Here is a 16,332-nt window from a genome sequence, read left to right on the forward strand (position 1 = left end):
CTGGGCCGGGCCGGTCGCGGCAGCGGTGCCCGCGGGCGCGAGGCCCGGTGGCGCGCCACGGGGGAGCGAAGCATGAAAGCCCTGGTCACGCATCCCGGCCTGCAGCATTCGCACCAGATGGCACAGGCGCTTTATGAGCACGATCTGCTCAAGCAATACTGGTCCGGCGTGCCAGTGCGCGCCCCGGGCGAGGCGCCGCCGTGGTGGTTGCCGGCCGCCTATCGCGCCAAGCTGCGTGAGGTGGCGATCCCCAGCGCGATGCGGCGGCACCCGGTATTCTTTCCGGGCGTGCTCAAGCTCGGCCTGAATCGCTACGTCGGGCGCTCTTCGTCGGCTTACGCGCACCGGGTCTTCCACCTGTTCGACCATTGGGTGGCCGCCCGGGTGGAGGCGCTGCGCCCGGATATCGTGGTGGCCTACGAGAACTCCGCGCTGCGCACCTTCCAGGCGGCGCGGCGCATTGGCGCGCGCTGCGTGCTGGAGGCACCCGCCGTGCACCACCGCGCGGCCGAGGCCATGGTGCCGGTCGAAGACCGCACCTACCTTGCGCAGATCAACGCGCAAAAGGATGCGGAGATTGCGCTGGCGGACATCATCATCACCTGCTCGGAGTTTGCCGCGCGTACCTACATCGACGCCGGCGTGCTACCCGCCAAGCTCAAGCCGATCCTGCTTGGCGCAACGCTGCCGGATGACGTCCGCCGCCAGCGGCCCGCTGGCGGCCCGCGCTTTGTGTTCGCAGGGGCGGTGCGCGTGGGCAAGGGCATCGACCTGCTCTTGGACGCGTTCGCGCGGCTGCAGGAGCGCCTGCCGGAGGTGGAGCTCGTGCTTGCCGGCGCGCTCGTGGAGCCGGAGCTGGGCGGGCGCATTGCTGCCATGCCGGGCGTGGTTCACCTTGGCGCGTTGCCGCAGCCGGCGCTGTTCCAGGTGTTTGCCGATGCCGATTGCTTCGTGCTGCCGTCGCGCTTCGATTCCTTCGGCATGGTGGTGGCCGAGGCGCTGGCATGCGGCACGCCGGTGCTGCTCTCGGATCGGGTCGGGGCGAAAGAAATCATCCATGAGTTCCCGCAGGCCGGCTGGGTGGTGCCGCTCAGCGCCGAAGCGCTGTATCAACGCATGCTGGCGCTGGCCACCGATCGCGCGCAGCTGGAGCGCGCGCGCGCCCAGGCCTGTGTCGCCGGGCAGAAATACACCTGGGCGAGGTACCGCCTGAGTGCAGCCGAAACGGTAGCCGCGCTATGCTGAGCCATTCCCTTCCCTACGCGAAACCCGCGGTGGCGGCCCGCCGGGCACGCGTCACCGTGTTCGGGCGGATCTTCATCACGGTCTTCGTGATTGCGGTGCTCGAGGGCGCCGCGCGCAAGTGGGTGTCGGATTCGCTCACCATGCCGCTGATCCTGCTGCGCGACCTGATGGTCGTGTATGCGTTGTACCACGCGGTGCGCTATTCAGGCTTTACCCCGGCGCGGCGCACCGTGCGCATGCTGCTGTGGTGGTCGGCCATTGTTTGCTTCTGGGGCTTGCTGCAGCTGGTCGCGGGCATCAACTCGCTGCCCATTTTCCTGATCGGCGTGCGCTTCTGGCTACTGTACCTGTGGTTTGCCTACGCCGCCGCAGAGCTGCTCGAGGAGCAGGACCTGGATGCCATCTACAAGGTCGCGCTCGCCATGCTGCTGTTCATGGCCCCGCTGGCACTGGTGCAGCATTTCCAGCCGCCGGAGAGTTTCCTCAATCGCCAGATCGAGGGCGATCCGGATACGGTCTTCCGCGTGACGGCCGACGTGGTGCGTACCACGGGCACCTTCTCGTTCACGCTGGGCTACACCCTGTTCCTGGCGATCGTCAGCCCCTTCGCGCTGGAGGCGGTGCTGGGCGGGCAGAAGCCGGGGCTCTGGGGCAAGCTGCGTTCGCTTGCGGTCATGGGCAGTCTCTTCATTGCCTCGCTGGTCAGCGGGTCGCGCTCGGCCATCCTGCTGCTGCCGATCGTGTTCGGCATCGCACTGCTGGCAAACCTGCGCTACGGCAAGGGAAAACGGCGCAGGGCGGCGGTGTCGTGGGGCATCGTCTCCATCCTCATGAGCGTGGTCATCGTGCTGTTCGTCAGCTCGGCCGTGGACGCGACACTCGAGCGCTTCAGCTCCGCGGCGGAGTCGGAGAGCTTCGGCGACCGGGTGGAGTCGATGTTCTTTGGCGTCAACGATGTTTCGGCCGAGCAGAGCCTGCTTGGCAGCGGGCTCGGGCTTGGCAGCAATCTTGCCAACTACTTCCTGCAGACCGGCCTGCTGTTCGTGATCAGCGAAACGGAGACCGGTCGCGTCATTGGCGAGATGGGCCTGGTCGGCTACCTGAGCATCTTGCTCAAGGTGCTGATCTTCTGCAACGGCATGTGGCGCGCGTTGCGCGTGGCCAAGCGCACCGGCAACTGCTTTCTTATCCTGATGTGGACCATTGCCATCTTCGGGCTGACCTCCTGGCCGGTGGTCGGGCAACTGACAGCCAATGTGCTTGGCTTCGTGTTTGCCGGCATTACGCTGGCGGCCACGCGGCAGGCGAGCCAACGCTTGTATCACCCCGGCTAAGCCCTCCTGGGAGCGGCATGACGAAGTCACGTCATAAAAAAACTACGCGGCAGCGACCGGCTATCCGCACACCTTCCAACAACCATGAAGATCATCTTATTGGGTCACCCCGCCTTTTTTGGCAGCCACAGCATGGACCGCTTTGCCGCGATGATCGTCGACGGCATGCGCGCACGCGGCCACCAGGCCGACCTATGGACACCCGCGGCCGTGATGTGGCGCCTGCCGGCCCGGGGCGGGCTGCGCAAATGGCTGGGCTACATCGACCAGTACATCCTGTTCCCGATCCTTGCGCTATGGCGCCTGCGCAAAGTCGACAAGGACACCTTGCTGGTGCTGGCCGATCATGCGCTGGGCATCTGGATGCCCCTGCTGCGCCATCGTCCGCACGTGGTGCATTGCCATGATTTCATTGCCCTGCGCACGCTCGCCGGCGAGTTCCCGGAGCACGGCCTCTCGCCCAGCGGGCACACCTATCAGTCGCTGATCCGTTGGGGCCTGTTGCAGGGAAAGGCGTTTATCGCGGTCTCGAACAAGACCATGCGCGACCTGCGGCGGCTGCATCCGTGCGCGCCCGAGGCGGCGTGGGTGGTCTACAACGGGATGAACTATCCGTTCCACAGGATGGGCACCACCGAGGCGCTGGCCTGCCTGCAGCGCGCCGGCGTGCCGGCCGATCCGCAAGGCATGCTGGTGCATATCGGCGGCAACCAGTGGTACAAGAACCGCGAAGGCGTGCTGGCGCTTTACCTCGCCTATTGCCGCCAGTGCCGCGAGCCCCGGGCGCTGTGGATGATCGGTGGCGATCCCACCGCGCAAATGCGCGAGCAGGGCGAGCGGGCGGCTGCCCTCGGCGGCAGCGTGCGCTTCCTGACGAGGCTGCCCACCGAGGCGGTGCAGGCAGCCTATTCGCTAGCCGCCGTGATGCTGTTTCCCAGCCTGGAAGAAGGCTTTGGCTGGCCCATCATCGAAGCCATGGCATGCGGCGCGCCGGTGCTGACCACCAACCGCTCGCCGATGACCGAGATCAGTGGCAACCAGGTGCAGTTGCTCGAGCCGATGGCTAGCGGTGACATGGACGGTTGGGCGCTACGCGGCGCGCAGGCGCTGGCCGGGATGCTCGCATGGCCGCAGGCGCGGCGCGCCGAAGTGGCCGCGCGCTCGATAGCGTGGGCCAAGAACTTCTCCGCGGAGAAGGCCATCGACCAGTACGAGCGTATCTATCTTGGTGTGTTGGCGGCGGCTTCGGTGCAAGACCGCGTATCGGTGGATGCGTGAGAGTTTTTTTGGGTATGAGGTTGGGGTGCTTGGGGACGCCAGCCTGCACCAACAGCTAAGAGCCCTAAAGCGCCCCACCAAATCACTCTCCACCAACCCCGGCGGTCGTAGGCGCACCGGCAGGCTGCCGCCTGACCAGCGCAAATAGTGCCTTCTCCAGTTCCCCCAGCACCATGTCGCGGTCCAGGTACTGCTCGGCCCACCGGCGCCCGGCGTCACCAAGGTGCGAGCGCAGCGCGGGCCGGGCCGCCAGCATGTCGATGGCACCGGCCAGCGCCGCCGCGTCGCCCGGCGGCACCAGCACGCCGCATTGCGCGACCACCCGGCCAAGTTCCGTGTCCGGCTGCGCGGTGGCAACCACCGGGCGGGCGCTGGCCAGCATGCCGGTCAGCTTCGAGGGCATGACCAGGTCGGCAGCGCCGGCGCGCTGCGGCAGCAGGTGAATGTCGGCGGCGGCCAGCAGCGATGCAAACATGTCGGCGGGCTGCAAGGGCAGGAAACGCACCTGTGGCAGCCCGGCGCAGGCGGCCTCCAGTGCCGGGCGCCCGGCGCCGTCGCCGCAGAAGATGAAGAGCAGGCGTTCATGGCCATGCAGCAGGCGGGCTGCGTCGGCCATGACATCGAGCCCCTGCTTGGCGCCCATATTGCCCGAGTACAGCGCCACCACGGCATTGGCCGGAATGCCCAGCGCACGCCGCGCCAGCGTGGCGCTGCCGGCGCCGATTTCGCGCAGGTTGACCCAGTTGGGCAGCAAGGCCGCGCGCTCGGGCTGCGTGCCCTTGCCGCGCGCCAGCGAGACCATGGCCTGCGAGATCGATGAGACCCGGTCAAAGCGCGCCATCAGTTGATGCTCCATGTGCTGCGCCAGGCGGCGCAGCCAGGGCCGGCGCAGCAGCCCCAGCGCAAAGGCCGCGTCGACCTCGTAGTCCTGCACATGCAGCCAGGTCTTGCAGCCGCACCAGTGCGCGAACAGCAGGGCGGCCGGCGCGCACATCAGGGGGGGCTCCACCACGAACAGCGCATCCGGGCGCCAGCGCAACTGGGCCATCAGGCTGGGCAGGCTGGATACGGCAAAGCTCGCCAGGTGCAGCAGCCGCGTGACGCCGGTTGGCTTGCGCGGCACCCACAGCGGCGCGCGATACACTTCTACCCAACGCCGCCGCTCGCGGCTGTATTGCCAGGCGCGATAGCCCTCGCCCACGCGCCACGCCGGATAGTACGGCGGCGCCGTGACCACCCGTACCTCATGGCCGCGCGCGGCCAGCCACTCGGCCTGCTCGCAGGTGTACTTGCCGATGCCGGTCAGCTCGGGCGCGTAGTTGAGGCAGTACATGAGTATCTTCATGGCAACGGTAGCGTCAGTGGCGTCGATGCTTTGTCTGGGGGTACGAAGCCGTCACGCCCTGCGCGGCGCGCGGGGGTGCGTGGCGGCACATGCTGGCGCGCGCCTAGTCCGCGGCCATGATCCGCACGCAGCCGGCGGCCATGGCCCTGCCCGCGGAGGCGGGGGAGTCCTCCAGCGCGGCGGCCTGGCAGCGCGCGGCGGTGGCGGCGGCATCGGCAAAACGCGTGGGTACCTGCGTCAGGCACCTGGCCAGCGCACCGGCGTCTCCCGCCTTGAAGTACAAGCCGGTGACGCCGTCGCGTATCAGTTCGCCGGCGTCGTCGTTGTTCACGCTTACCACCACCGGGCAGCCGTAGCTCAGTGCCTCGCGCACCAGCGGATGCCAGCGCAGCGCGGCATCGGGCAGTACCAGGCAGCTCGCCTTGCGGTACTCCACGGCATAGTCCGCCGGCGCCATCGCACCCAGGAAGCGGACCGATGCCCCCAGTCCGAGCGCGTCGGCCATGGTGCGCAGGCGGCCATAGGCGGGGCCGGTGCCCACCAGCGCCAACGTGGCCGCCGGCCACGCCTGCCGCGCGCCGGCAAACGCGTAGAGCAGCAGTACCAGGGCCGGATCGTGCGCGAGGGTGCCAACATGCAGGAAATGCGGCGCATGCGGCGGCGGTGCGTGCTCGACCCGCTCGCGCAGTTCGGCGGCGGCATTGAAGCCGTCCGGCAGCACGGCAGGCGGGCGGCAGGCAAAGATCTTGCGCGGTGGGACATCGGCGGCAATGGCGCGCGCGCAGCCGCGCTCGCTGCCCACGAAGACGCCCTGGCAACGGCGCAGCAATACCGCATCTGCCAGCGCGCCCAGGCGGCCGGGAACGCTCGCAAAGGCGGCGCCGTGGAAGAATGCCGCGCGCCGCCGGCCCAGGGCCATGCTGGCCAGCAGCATGGCCCAGTTCTCCAGCCGGCTCTGGCCCGCCAACACCACCAGCGCGCCGGGACTGAGCGAGATGGCTCTCATCTGCTGCAGGCAGCGCCGCCACAGGCCCGCATCAGCGCTGCCCGTGGGAAAGACGACCTGGCCGGGCCAGAGCACGCCGGGACGCGCTGGCGCGCCGCTTGCGGCGGAGGTAGCCGACGCCGTGGGCGCAGCGGCCTGGGGCCGTGTGCGCTTGTCGGCATGGCGGAGCAGGGGTTTCATGTCAGGCCTCCACGGGTTGTGCCGGCGCTGTGCCATGCGCCAGCCTTCCGCTTTGCAATGCGTCCAGGTAGGCCAGCCGCAGGCCGTCGCGCAACGCCACGGCCGGCTGCCAGCCGGTGGCGGCAAGGGCCGTGCAGTCGAGCCGCTTGCGCGGCGTGCCGTCGGGCTTGCCGCTGTCGAAGACCACGTCGCCGCGAAAGCCCACGGTCAGCGCCACCAGCACCGCCAGTTCGCGGATGCTGACTTCCTCGCTGCTGCCCACGTTCAGGAATCCGGCCGGCGCGGTCTGGCGGTACACGTCCTCGGGCAGCGCCATCACATGCAGGCATGCCGCAGCCAGGTCGTCCGCGTAGAGGAACTCGCGCAGCGGCGTGCCGCTACCCCACACCGGCACGTGCTGGGCGTGTGCCATGCCGGCCTCGTGGAAGCGCCGCAGCAGGCCCGGTATCACGTGGCTGTTGTCGGGGTGATAGTTGTCGCCCGGGCCGTAGAGGTTGGTCGGCATCACGCAGCGGTAGTCGGTGCCGTACTGGCGGTTGTAGCTCTCGCACAGGGCAATGCCGGCAATCTTGGCCAGGGCGTAGGGCGCGTTGGTGGGCTCGAGCGGCCCGGTGAGCAGCGCGGCCTCGCCAATGGGCTGCGGCGCGAACTTCGGATAGATGCAGCTCGAGCCGAGGAACAGCAGGCGCTTCACGCCCGCGCGCCAGGCCTCGTGGATGACGTTGGCCGCGATCATCAGGTTCTGCTGGATGAACTCGGCGGGATAGGTGTGGTTGGCGTGGATGCCGCCGACCCGGGCGGCTGCCAGGTAGACCGTGTCGATGCCCTGGGTGGCAAAGAACGCACGCACCTGCTGCTGGTCGGTGAGGTCGAGCTCGGCGTGGCTGCGCGTGATGACGTCGGCCTGCCCGCTTGCCTCCAGCGCGCGCACGATGGCCGAGCCAACCATGCCGCGGTGGCCCGCCACGAACACAGGGGCTCGCCGCGCGGGAGTGGAACCTGGCGCGGGATGTCTTGACACCGCGTTGCCGGCTTCACTCATGATGGTCGTAAGCCCGGAACCCGGCCAGCTTGACGAACGCATCGCGCCGCGCCGCGGCGAAGTCCGCCTCCACCATCTCCCGCACCAACGCCGCAAAATGCGTGCGCGGCGACCAGCCAAGACGCTCGCGCGCCTTGCTGGCGTCGCCCAGCAAGGTCTCGACTTCGGTGGGCCGGAAGTAACGCGCATCCACCCGCACGATCACGTCGCCTACCTTGCAACGCGCCACCACCGGGCCGGTGGCGGCATCGACGCGCGCCACCACGCCAACCTCATCGACGCCTTCGCCCTCGAAGCGCATCGTGATGCCGAGCTCCTGGGCGGCCAACTGCACGAACTCGCGCACGCTGTGCTGCTCGCCGCTGGCGATCACGTAGTCCTCGGGCTTGTCCTGCTGCAGCATCAGCCACTGCATTTGCACGTAGTCGCGCGCGTGGCCCCAGTCACGCAGGGCCGACAGATTGCCGAGATAGAGCGTGTCCTGCAGCGCCAGAGCGATGCGCGCGATCGCCCGCGTGATCTTGCGCGTGACGAAGGTCTCGCCACGCACCGGGCTCTCGTGATTGAACAGGATGCCGTTGCAGGCATACATGCCGTAGGCCTCGCGATAGTTCACCGTGATCCAGTAGGCGTACAGCTTGGCGGCTGCATAGGGGCTGCGCGGGTAGAACGGCGTGGTCTCCTTTTGCGGTGTTTCCTGCACCAGGCCGTACAGCTCGGAGGTGGACGCCTGGTAGAAGCGGGTTTGCTTCTCCAGGCCGAGAATGCGCACGGCTTCGAGCAGGCGCAGCGTGCCCAGTGCATCCGTGTTGGCAGTGTATTCAGGCTGCTCGAACGACACCTGCACATGGCTTTGCGCCGCCAGGTTGTAGATCTCGTCGGGTTGCGATTGCTGCACCACGCGCACCAGGCTGGCGGTGTCGGTCATGTCCCCATGGTGCAGGATCAGGCTGCGCCTGGGCGCTTGCGGGTCCTGGTACAGGTGGTCGATGCGCTCGGTATTGAACAACGAACTGCGGCGCTTGATGCCGTGTACCTCGTAGCCTTTGGCGATCAGCAGTTCGCACAGGTAGGCGCCGTCCTGCCCGGTGATGCCGGTGATCAGCGCGCGGCGCGGGCGTTGCGCCCCGCCGCTGCCGGTGTCGCCGCAGGCTTGGGGTTGCAACTCGCTGGTCGCGAGCCGGCCAAGGCGTTCGAAGTCATGCGCGCCCATAGATATCTGCCATCCGGATGATGTCGTCTTCGCCAAGGTAGGAGCCAGACTGGATCTCGATCAGTTCGAGCGGGATCCGGCCGGGGTTTTCAAGGCTGTGCGCCTCGCCGATCGGGATATAGGTGGATTGGTCTTCGGTCAGCAGGTACTCGAGGTCGCCGCGGCGCACGCGCGCCGTGCCGGAAACCACCACCCAGTGCTCGGCACGGTGGTGATGCAGTTGCAGCGAAAGCTTGGCGCCGGGTTTGACCGTGATGCGCTTGACCTGGTAGCGCGTGCCGTGGTCCACGGCGTCGTAGGTGCCCCAGGGCCGGTATACCTTGCGATGCTGGGTGGCCTCGGGGCGGCCCTGGGCGCGCACCGCCTCCACCAGTTGCTTGACGTCCTGGCAGTGATCCTTGTGGACCACCAGCACCACATCCGGCGTTTCCACCACCATCACGTCGTCCAGGCCGGCGATCGCCACCATCCGGTGCGAGGCGTGGACGAGGCAGCCCTGGGCGTGGTGCGTGACCACGTCGCCGATGGCCACGTTGCCATCGGCGGTTTTCCCGGCGGCTTTCCACACCGCGTCCCAGGAGCCCACGTCGCTCCAGTCGGCGCAGAGCGGCGCCATTTGCGCGTCGCGCAGGTGTTCCATCACGGCGTAGTCGATCGAGTCGGAGCGGCAGGCGGCGAAGGCGTCGGCGTCGAGCCGGAAGAAGTCCAGGTCGCGGTGGCCGCGCACCATCGCTTCTTGCGCGGCCAGCAGGATGTCCGGCGCGAACCGTTCCAGCGCGGCGAGATAGGCGGAGGCGCGCAACAGGAAGATGCCGCTGTTCCAGAAACAGTTGCCTTCCTGCAGGTAGCCGGTGGCCATTTCCAGCGACGGCTTTTCGACGAAGCGCGTGACTGACAGCAAGTCGGCCGTATTGCTGGGCACCGCCTTGATATAGCCGTAGCCGGTGGCGGCAAACGTGGGCACCACGCCCAGCGTCACCACCACCCCGGTCGCGGCCACGGCGCTGGCCTGGCACACGGTCTGGGTGAAGGCGGCGCGGTCGCCGATCAGGTGATCGGAGGGCAGCACCAGCAGCACCGGGTCGGCACCGCCGCTGCGCGCCTGCAGCGCAGCCACGGCTGCGGCGGGCGCGGTATTGCGCGGATGCGGCTCGAGCACGATGGCGGACAGTGCGCAGCCCGCCTCCCGCGCCTGTTCGGCCACCACGAAACGGTGCGCTTCATTGCTGACCAGGATGGGGTCTTGCGCACCAGGAATCTCCCGCACCCGCAGCAGGGTGTCTTGCAGCAGCGAGTCCTGTCCGAGCAGGCGCAGGAACTGCTTGGGATAGCCGTCACGGGACAATGGCCACAGCCGGGAGCCAGCGCCGCCACACAGGATGACCGGTACGATCTGCTTGTCGTCTGCCATGGCATGTCTCCTTCACGCAGCACGAAGCCTGGCTCGCGCTAGCGGCGAGCCGGGTGACGGGTAGTGAGGTGACTGTAATGCGGGGCCACGAGGGGGACTGTTGGCTAGCACACACTCGATGGCCGGCTGCTGGAGCGTGCCGGGCGCGCCAGCCAGGCACGCAAAAAAAAAACGCCGTCCCTGCGCGAGGCAGGGACGGCGTGCGTGGCGTGCTTGCCGCGGAGGATCGGCTTAGCGGGTCCAGTAGCCGGGCCGCATCACCCAGCCGCCATGCGGGCCTTGCACCCAGCGCTCGGGCACATAGCGGTGGCCCGGGCGTTCGCGTTGCCAGTAGCCGCCGCGCCAGGCATAGCTGCCGCCGTGGGCGTTCCAGTGTCCCGGTACCCATGCCTGGCCAGGGCGGCCCGGCGGGCGCGGCTCATAGCGCGGCGGGGGCGGCGCCGGGCGCATATGCGGGGTGCCGTGGTAGCCCGGGGGATAGGCCTGGGCCTGGGCCGGCGAGATCAGGCCAAGCGCGGCGCCAGCGGCAAGGGTAGTGAGGGCGAGCAGCAGTTGGCGTTTCATGGTTCAACTCCAGGGGGCGAGCGATGCATTGGATTCGGGGGCGGCGCGTGCGTCTTGCCGGCGGCCGCTCAATAGCGGTCGTGGTAACGGTACGGCGGCGGGCCGCCACGCGGGGGCACCACGATGCAGGCGGACAGCAGGGCCGCTGCGGAGGAGAGCAGGACAACCAGGGCGATGGCGCGTTTCATGTTGGGGACTCCGTGACTGGCTTCGCGTTGAACATGGCTTCACTGTAGCCATCGGGCCCGCGCCGGTGTGCTTGCACTTGTAAGGCGCAATCACACTTTCAAGCCTCGGCGTCACCCTCGGAGAGGCTCTCCGAGCCCTTGCACGCGACCCGCCAGGCCTTGCCGGCATTGGGCGCACGGGTGGTGCCGCGGGGCCGGCCGCAGCCTCAAAAAGAAAACGGGACCGTGGCCGGTCCCGTAATGTGGCGTTACATCGGAAATAACTCTCGCAAGGATTTGCCCCTGCAGCGGCCCGTCGACACGCGCCTCAGCGTGCCCGCACCTCGCGCTGGAACACCGCCAGCGCATGCGCGCGGGTGGCGATGAAGCGCGGATCGGCCACGGCCTGCGCATCGCGCGGGCGCGGCATGTCGAAGTCGATCGCCTCGGCCACGCGCGTGGGCCGGCGCGTCAGCAGCAGGATGCGGTCGGCCAGGAAGACGGCGTCCTCCAGATCGTGGGAGACGATCACCATGGTGGTGCCCTCGGCCAGTTGCACCTCCTGGAGCTTGTCGCGGATGAACAGGGTGGTCTCGAAATCCAACGCAGAAAAGGGTTCGTCGAGGAACAGCACCTCGGGCCGCGGCGCCAGCGCGCGCATGATGCAGATCAGTTGCTGCTGCCCGCCCGAGAGCTCATAGGGAAAGCGGTTGACGTCAAAGCGTACGTCGAAGGTGCGCAGCAGCTCCTCGGTGCGCGCCTTGACCTGCGCCTCCGGCATGCCCTTGCGGCGCAGCGGGTAGGCCACATTGTCGCGCGCGCTGATCCACGGCAGCAGGGCGTCGCGGTAGTTCTGGAAGACGTAGCCGATCACGGTCTGGCGCAGCGTCTTGCCGTCGAACAGCACCTCGCCCCGGTCGAACGGCAGCAGGCCCGCCACCATGTTGATCAGCGTCGACTTGCCGCAGCCATTGGGCCCGAAGATCGAGACGATCTTGCCGCGCGGCAGGTCCAGGTCGAGATGCTGGTACAGCGGCACGCCGCCGAAGGCCTTGGACAGGCCGCGGATGGTGACATGGACCTCGCGCCCGGCCGGTGCGGCCACCAGCGGCGACGGCGGCGGCGCGTCGGCCACGCCGGCACCCGATTGCAGGACTCTCATTTGCCGCTCCAGTGGACAAAGCGCTTCTCCAGCATGAAGAAGGCCAGGTTGAGCACATAGCCGAGCGCGCCGGTGACCAGGATGGCGGCGTACATGCTGCGGATGTTGAAGACCTGCTGCGCGTCGATGATGCGGTGGCCAAGGCCCGTGTCCGAGCCGATGAACATCTCCGCCACGATCACGATCACCAGCGACATCGACACCCCGGTGCGCAGCCCGACGAAGGTCTGCGGCAGGCTCTCCATCAGCAGCACGTCCTTGAACACGTGCCACCTGGACACGCCCATGGCCTGCACCGCCAGCACGCGCGTCTTCTTGGCGTTCATCACGCCGTAAGCGCTGTTGAACAGGATCAGCAGCACCGCGGCGAACGCGGCAATGGCAATCTTGTTCGCATCCGACAGGCCGAACAGCAGCATGAACAGCGGGATCAGCGCGGATGACGGCGTGGAGCGGAAGAAGTCGATCAGGAACTCCACGCTGCGATAGGCCGGGACCGAGCTGCCCAGCGCCACGCCCAGCGGCACGCCGATCACCGCGGCGATCGCAAACGCGTAGAAGGTGCGTGACACAGTGGCCAGCAGGTCTGTGTTGATGGAGCCGTCGGCAAAACTGCCGAACAGCACGCCGAGCGTGGCTGCCGGCGATGGCAGCAGCACCGGGTTGGCCCATTTGGCCGAGACCGCGGCTTGCCACAGCGCCAGCAGCGCCAGCGGGCCGATCAGCGGCAGCAGCCGCGGCGCCAGGTGGGAAGCACGCATGTCAGCCCCGGTAGAGCATGTCCGCCACCGGCACCCGGCGGGCAAACAGCTTGCGGTCGTGGAAGACGTCGAAGAACTTCTGGAAGGCCTCGATATCGGCCGGCTTGAACTCGTTGTAGAGCGTGAAGCCGGGCAGCGGCACTTCCTTGGCAAGCTGGTCGTCGATGCTGGTGTAGCCCTTCAGGAAGGGGCGCACCTTGACCGGATCCTTGCGCACCATGTCGATGGCGTGGCCGTAGGCGGCGATAAAGCGCTTCGACAACTCCGGGTTGGATGACAGGAAGGCCGAGGTCAGCGAGGCCGAGCCGCCAAACCAGGGCAGGCCGGCGTTGCCCAGCACATAGCGCGAGATCACGCCGTACTCCAGCGCGCGGCAGGTGCCGTTGAGCCGGCCCACGGTGCCGGTGGGCTCCAGCGTATAGACCGCGTCGAGCTGGCCCGCGGCGAGTGCGGCCACGTGCTGGCCTACCGGCAACTCGACGGGTTTGACGTCGGCGTAGCCGTTCTTCTCGAAGATCACCCTGGCCAGCGTCACGTTCTGGATGCCGGGGCCGCAGCCGATGCGCTTGCCTTTGAGATCAGCCAGGGTCTTGAAGGGGCTGTCCTTGGCCACCAGTATCTCATCGAGCAGCAGCGTGGCGTTGGACGGGTTGGCGGCAAAGATCTTGCACAGGCCGGGCGAGGTGATCTCGCCCAGCCCCAGCGCCGCGGAAGCCGTGCCGTTGGCCGAGCCCTCGATGCGCCCGGCGATCATGGCTTCCACCACTTGCTGCGCGCTGGCGAATTTCACGGCTTCCACCTCCAGGCCGGCTTGCTTGAACAGCCCCGTCTCGATGCCCGCGTACAGCGGGATGCCGCCGGCGATCGGCCAGAAGCCCAGGCGGATCTTCTGCGTTTGCGCACGCACGATGGCAGGCGCGGCCAGCATCGCGCCGGCGGCAAGGCCCTGGCGCAGGGCGAGGCGGCGGCGTGGGTTGAAGCGTGAATCGGTCATGGTGATCTCGCGACGAAAGGAGTGGAGGGACAAAATCCGCAGACGCCGGGGAGCGCGAAGCGCGGGCGGGGAGGTTCGTTGCATCTTGTATGCAAGCCGGTGCACAAGATCAAAGACGCAAGCTCTGTGCCACTGCCCGCGCACGCCCGCGTGCCGGCGCATGCGGGCGCGCCATGGTGCGATCAGGCGCGATAAGGCGCGGCAGGTGAGCGCCGTGCCTGCGTGGTGCCATCGCGGTGCACGTCAGGCGCGTGCGCGCGCGCCGTCGGTGCGTATCGTCTGCAAGCGGTGCAGCGTGATCTTGCGCACTTCGGCGCGGCTTTCTTCAATATGGCTGGACAGCAGCAGCACGGCCTGCTCCGCGCGCTGGCGCTGGATCTCGCGCAGGATGGCGGCGTGCTCGTCGTAGGTGGCGGTCACGCGCGCGGCGTACGTGAAATCGAGCCGGCGGATGATGCGGATGCGCTCGGTGACCTGCCGGTGGACGCTGGCGATTTCGCGATTGCCGGCCGCTGCCACCAGCGCGGCGTGAAAGGCCTCATCGTGTTGCGCCACCAGGCGCCCATCGTCCAGGCGTGCGTCCTGCGGCACCTGCCAGAACTGCGCGAGCTGGGCCAGCGCGCCGTGATCCACCGTGGGCGTGGCGTGCGTGCACAACATGCGCACGGCGTTGACCTCGATCAGCTTGCGCAGCTCGTAGAGCTCGTCGAAACGGGTGAAATCCAGCGGCACCACCTCCCAGCCGCTGCGGAAATACACCTGCACCAGCGCGTCGGATTGCAGCCGCAGCAGCGCCTCGCGCACCGGCGTGCGCGACACGCCCAGGCGCAGGGCGATCTCGCCTTCGGTGAAGCGGTCGCCGGGCAGCATCCGGAACTCGAAGATGTCGTCGCGCAGTTGCGCATAGACCGCTTCGGCGCGTGAGACGACACGGACCTCGGCGCCGCTCATGCTGCGGCCTGCGCGAGCAAGGCGGATGGCCGCGGGCATGCCGCCACACCCATGGCCTCCAGCGCCTGGGCGGCCGCAAAGGCCAGGTCCTCGCGCCACGGCGGCGCGATCAGCTGCACGCCTAGCGGCAAGCCGTCGGGGCCGGCCAGCGGCACCGTCAGCACCGGCAGGCCGATGCACGAGACGGGCTGGGTCAGCAGGCCCAGGCTGGCGCGCGCCGGCAGCACCTGGCCGTTGATCTCGATGCCTTCTTGCCCGGCCAGCGGTGCTGCCACCGGCGTGGCCGGGGCGATCAGCAGCTCGGTGCGCGTGAAGGCGTCGAGCAGTTCCTGGCGAAAGGCCGCGCGCACCTGCTGCGCGCGCACATACCACGCGGCCGGCAGCACCAGCCCGGCGGCCAGGCGGTCGCGCGAGAGCGGCTCCATCTGCGCGTACTGGTGCCGCAGATGCTCGCGGTGCAGGTGCCCGCCCTCGGTGCCGGTGATGACGAAGGCGGCCGAGCGCGCGGCTGCCGCGCCCGGCAGATGGATCACGCCCGTGGCTTCGAGCGCATCGGCCACGCGCTGCGCGGCGGCGCGGGCGTCGGCGCCGGCCATGTCATCGAAGTAGCCGCCCAGGCGTGCCGCGCGCACGCGCATCGGCGCCTGCCCGCTGACCGCTTCGAGCGGGCGGCGCGCACAGGCCGGATCCCGCGTGTCGGCGAACTGCAGCACATCGTAGGCCGCCGCCAGGTCCGCCACCGAGCGCGCGAAGGGGCCGACGTGGTCCAGGCTGTGCACGAACGGATAGCTGCCGCGCCGGGACAGCCGCCCATAGGTGGGCTTGAGGCCGAAGATGCCGGTGAGCGCCGCCGGCACGCGGATCGAGCCATTGGTGTCCGAGCCGAGCGACAGCGGCACCAGGCCAGCGGCCACCGCCGCCGCGCTGCCGCCTGAGGAGCCGCCCGCCACCCGCGCCAGATCGTGCGGATTGCGGCAGGTGCCGCGATGCGCGTTCTCGGTGGTGAAGCCGTAGGCGAACTCATCCATGTTGAGCGCGCCCACCAGGACCGCGCCCGCCTCGCGCATGCGCGAAACCAGCGTCGCGTCGCGTCGGGCCGGTGCGGCGCCGGCCAGCACGCGAGAGCCCGCCAGCGTGGTGAGGTCCGCCACGTCGAACAGGTTCTTCACGGCGTAGGGCACGCCGGCCAGCGGGGGCAGCCGCGCGCCCTGGGCGCGCAAAGCATCGATGCGGCGCGCCTCGGCCAGCGCGCGCTCGCGCGTCACGGCCGTGAAGACGTGCAGCAGCGGGTCGCAGGCCTCGATGCGCGCGAGCGTGGCGGTGGCCACATCCAGCGCGCTGCGCGCGCCGGTGTCGATGTCGCTGCGGATCGCCAGCGCGGATTCGAACAAGGGATCGTGCGCCCTCATGGCCGGTACACCGGAGCCGGCTCGTCATGGGCGTCCAGCGGGTGCGCCAGCATGGGCGCCGCCACCGCGGCGACGCGCAGGAATTGTTCGATCACGCGCGCCTCGGCGTCCTTGGGCAGCTCCAGCCCGTGCAGCTTGAGCGCGCTGCGGGCGTAGTGCGCCAGCGTCTCGTCGCAAAGCTTGGTCATGGCATTTCTCCGGGAATTCGTTGGTCTCGGGCCGCTGCTTGTATGCGATCTTGTATGCAAGCAATGGCTGTGCCACGTGCGC

Annotated in this window: 15 protein-coding genes; 3 read left to right on the top strand and 12 right to left on the bottom strand. The window is 68.7% G+C overall.

The annotated features are described in order from the left end of the window. From ACGLHR_RS14500 to ACGLHR_RS14510, 3 genes are all read left to right on the top strand, one after another. Nucleotides 1-1,245: glycosyltransferase family 4 protein (locus ACGLHR_RS14500; protein WP_400094669.1), on the top strand; the 1,245-nt coding region annotated here is incomplete at its 5' end. Then, nucleotides 1,239-2,579, top strand: a complete 1,341-nt coding sequence (locus ACGLHR_RS14505) for a hypothetical protein (protein WP_400094671.1) — start codon at nucleotides 1,239-1,241, stop codon at nucleotides 2,577-2,579. The genes ACGLHR_RS14500 and ACGLHR_RS14505, both read left to right, overlap by 7 nt. A gap of 84 nt (nucleotides 2,580-2,663) precedes the next feature. Next, on the top strand, nucleotides 2,664-3,857 hold the full coding sequence (locus tag ACGLHR_RS14510; RefSeq protein ID WP_400094672.1) for a glycosyltransferase: 1,194 nt from the start codon (nucleotides 2,664-2,666) through the stop codon (nucleotides 3,855-3,857). 82 nt (nucleotides 3,858-3,939) lie between these two features. Here the strand turns inward: ACGLHR_RS14510 and ACGLHR_RS14515 are convergent, their stop codons facing one another. From ACGLHR_RS14515 to ACGLHR_RS14570, 12 genes are all read right to left on the bottom strand, one after another. Continuing rightward, entirely contained in the window at nucleotides 3,940-5,202 is a 1,263-nt protein-coding gene (locus ACGLHR_RS14515; protein ID WP_400094674.1) for a glycosyltransferase WbuB, read from the bottom strand. Nucleotides 5,203-5,305: 103 nt separating this feature from the next. Further along, nucleotides 5,306-6,388 (bottom strand): glycosyltransferase, encoded by a 1,083-nt coding sequence (locus tag ACGLHR_RS14520; RefSeq protein WP_400094676.1) that lies wholly within the window; start codon nucleotides 6,386-6,388, stop codon nucleotides 5,306-5,308. A 1-nt stretch (nucleotide 6,389) separates the two neighbouring features. After that, nucleotides 6,390-7,430, bottom strand: a complete 1,041-nt coding sequence (locus tag ACGLHR_RS14525) for a GDP-L-fucose synthase family protein (protein WP_400094678.1) — start codon at nucleotides 7,428-7,430, stop codon at nucleotides 6,390-6,392. Beyond that, nucleotides 7,423-8,643: a GDP-mannose 4,6-dehydratase gene (gene gmd / locus ACGLHR_RS14530; protein ID WP_400094680.1), complete on the bottom strand. Its 1,221-nt coding sequence runs from the start codon at nucleotides 8,641-8,643 to the stop codon at nucleotides 7,423-7,425. The genes ACGLHR_RS14525 and gmd overlap by 8 nt, the downstream gene beginning before the upstream one ends. After that, a complete protein-coding gene (locus tag ACGLHR_RS14535) occupies nucleotides 8,630-10,054 on the bottom strand; it encodes a mannose-1-phosphate guanylyltransferase/mannose-6-phosphate isomerase (RefSeq protein ID WP_400094681.1) in 1,425 nt (474 codons plus the stop codon). Before ACGLHR_RS14535 ends, gmd begins: the two co-directional genes overlap by 14 nt. Nucleotides 10,055-10,285: 231 nt before the next feature. Beyond that, on the bottom strand, nucleotides 10,286-10,618 hold the full coding sequence (locus ACGLHR_RS14540; protein WP_318231490.1) for a hypothetical protein: 333 nt from the start codon (nucleotides 10,616-10,618) through the stop codon (nucleotides 10,286-10,288). 495 nt (nucleotides 10,619-11,113) lie between these two features. Next, on the bottom strand, nucleotides 11,114-11,947 hold the full coding sequence (locus ACGLHR_RS14545; protein WP_400094684.1) for an ABC transporter ATP-binding protein: 834 nt from the start codon (nucleotides 11,945-11,947) through the stop codon (nucleotides 11,114-11,116). Continuing rightward, nucleotides 11,944-12,708 carry an ABC transporter permease gene (locus ACGLHR_RS14550; RefSeq protein WP_400094685.1) on the bottom strand — a complete coding sequence of 255 codons (765 nt, stop codon included), beginning with the start codon at nucleotides 12,706-12,708 and terminating at the stop codon, nucleotides 11,944-11,946. Before ACGLHR_RS14550 ends, ACGLHR_RS14545 begins: the two co-directional genes overlap by 4 nt. A gap of 1 nt (nucleotide 12,709) precedes the next feature. Next, nucleotides 12,710-13,702, bottom strand: coding sequence for an ABC transporter substrate-binding protein (locus ACGLHR_RS14555; RefSeq protein ID WP_400094686.1), 993 nt, complete (start codon nucleotides 13,700-13,702; stop codon nucleotides 12,710-12,712). Nucleotides 13,703-13,945: 243 nt separating this feature from the next. Then, a complete protein-coding gene (locus ACGLHR_RS14560) occupies nucleotides 13,946-14,653 on the bottom strand; it encodes a GntR family transcriptional regulator (protein ID WP_400094687.1) in 708 nt (235 codons plus the stop codon). Further along, nucleotides 14,650-16,062, bottom strand: coding sequence for an AtzE family amidohydrolase (locus tag ACGLHR_RS14565; RefSeq protein WP_400094688.1), 1,413 nt, complete (start codon nucleotides 16,060-16,062; stop codon nucleotides 14,650-14,652). Before ACGLHR_RS14565 ends, ACGLHR_RS14560 begins: the two co-directional genes overlap by 4 nt. Continuing rightward, nucleotides 16,059-16,250, bottom strand: a complete 192-nt coding sequence (locus ACGLHR_RS14570; RefSeq protein WP_400094689.1) for a DUF4089 domain-containing protein — start codon at nucleotides 16,248-16,250, stop codon at nucleotides 16,059-16,061. The genes ACGLHR_RS14565 and ACGLHR_RS14570 overlap by 4 nt, the downstream gene beginning before the upstream one ends. Between the last annotated feature and the right edge of the window lie 82 nt (nucleotides 16,251-16,332).

Origin of the sequence: Cupriavidus sp. CuC1 (genome assembly GCF_044627735.1) — a bacterium.
In the GTDB taxonomy this organism is placed as follows: domain Bacteria; phylum Pseudomonadota; class Gammaproteobacteria; order Burkholderiales; family Burkholderiaceae; genus Cupriavidus; species Cupriavidus ulmosensis.

What these genes read in the sequence shown, in the direction of transcription:
- ACGLHR_RS14545 (WP_400094684.1), bottom strand. Translation starts at nt 11,947, where the DNA reads ATGAGAGTCCTGCAATCGGGTGCCGGCGTGGCCGACGCGCCGCCGCCG.
- gmd (WP_400094680.1), bottom strand. Translation starts at nt 8,643, where the DNA reads ATGGGCGCGCATGACTTCGAACGCCTTGGCCGGCTCGCGACCAGCGAG.
- ACGLHR_RS14525 (WP_400094678.1), bottom strand. Translation starts at nt 7,430, where the DNA reads ATGAGTGAAGCCGGCAACGCGGTGTCAAGACATCCCGCGCCAGGTTCC.
- ACGLHR_RS14570 (WP_400094689.1), bottom strand. Translation starts at nt 16,250, where the DNA reads ATGACCAAGCTTTGCGACGAGACGCTGGCGCACTACGCCCGCAGCGCG.
- ACGLHR_RS14555 (WP_400094686.1), bottom strand. Translation starts at nt 13,702, where the DNA reads ATGACCGATTCACGCTTCAACCCACGCCGCCGCCTCGCCCTGCGCCAG.
- ACGLHR_RS14540 (WP_318231490.1), bottom strand. Translation starts at nt 10,618, where the DNA reads ATGAAACGCCAACTGCTGCTCGCCCTCACTACCCTTGCCGCTGGCGCC.
- ACGLHR_RS14535 (WP_400094681.1), bottom strand. Translation starts at nt 10,054, where the DNA reads ATGGCAGACGACAAGCAGATCGTACCGGTCATCCTGTGTGGCGGCGCT.
- ACGLHR_RS14550 (WP_400094685.1), bottom strand. Translation starts at nt 12,708, where the DNA reads ATGCGTGCTTCCCACCTGGCGCCGCGGCTGCTGCCGCTGATCGGCCCG.
- ACGLHR_RS14520 (WP_400094676.1), bottom strand. Translation starts at nt 6,388, where the DNA reads ATGAAACCCCTGCTCCGCCATGCCGACAAGCGCACACGGCCCCAGGCC.
- ACGLHR_RS14560 (WP_400094687.1), bottom strand. Translation starts at nt 14,653, where the DNA reads ATGAGCGGCGCCGAGGTCCGTGTCGTCTCACGCGCCGAAGCGGTCTAT.
- ACGLHR_RS14515 (WP_400094674.1), bottom strand. Translation starts at nt 5,202, where the DNA reads ATGAAGATACTCATGTACTGCCTCAACTACGCGCCCGAGCTGACCGGC.
- ACGLHR_RS14565 (WP_400094688.1), bottom strand. Translation starts at nt 16,062, where the DNA reads ATGAGGGCGCACGATCCCTTGTTCGAATCCGCGCTGGCGATCCGCAGC.
- ACGLHR_RS14505 (WP_400094671.1), top strand. Translation starts at nt 1,239, where the DNA reads ATGCTGAGCCATTCCCTTCCCTACGCGAAACCCGCGGTGGCGGCCCGC.
- ACGLHR_RS14510 (WP_400094672.1), top strand. Translation starts at nt 2,664, where the DNA reads ATGAAGATCATCTTATTGGGTCACCCCGCCTTTTTTGGCAGCCACAGC.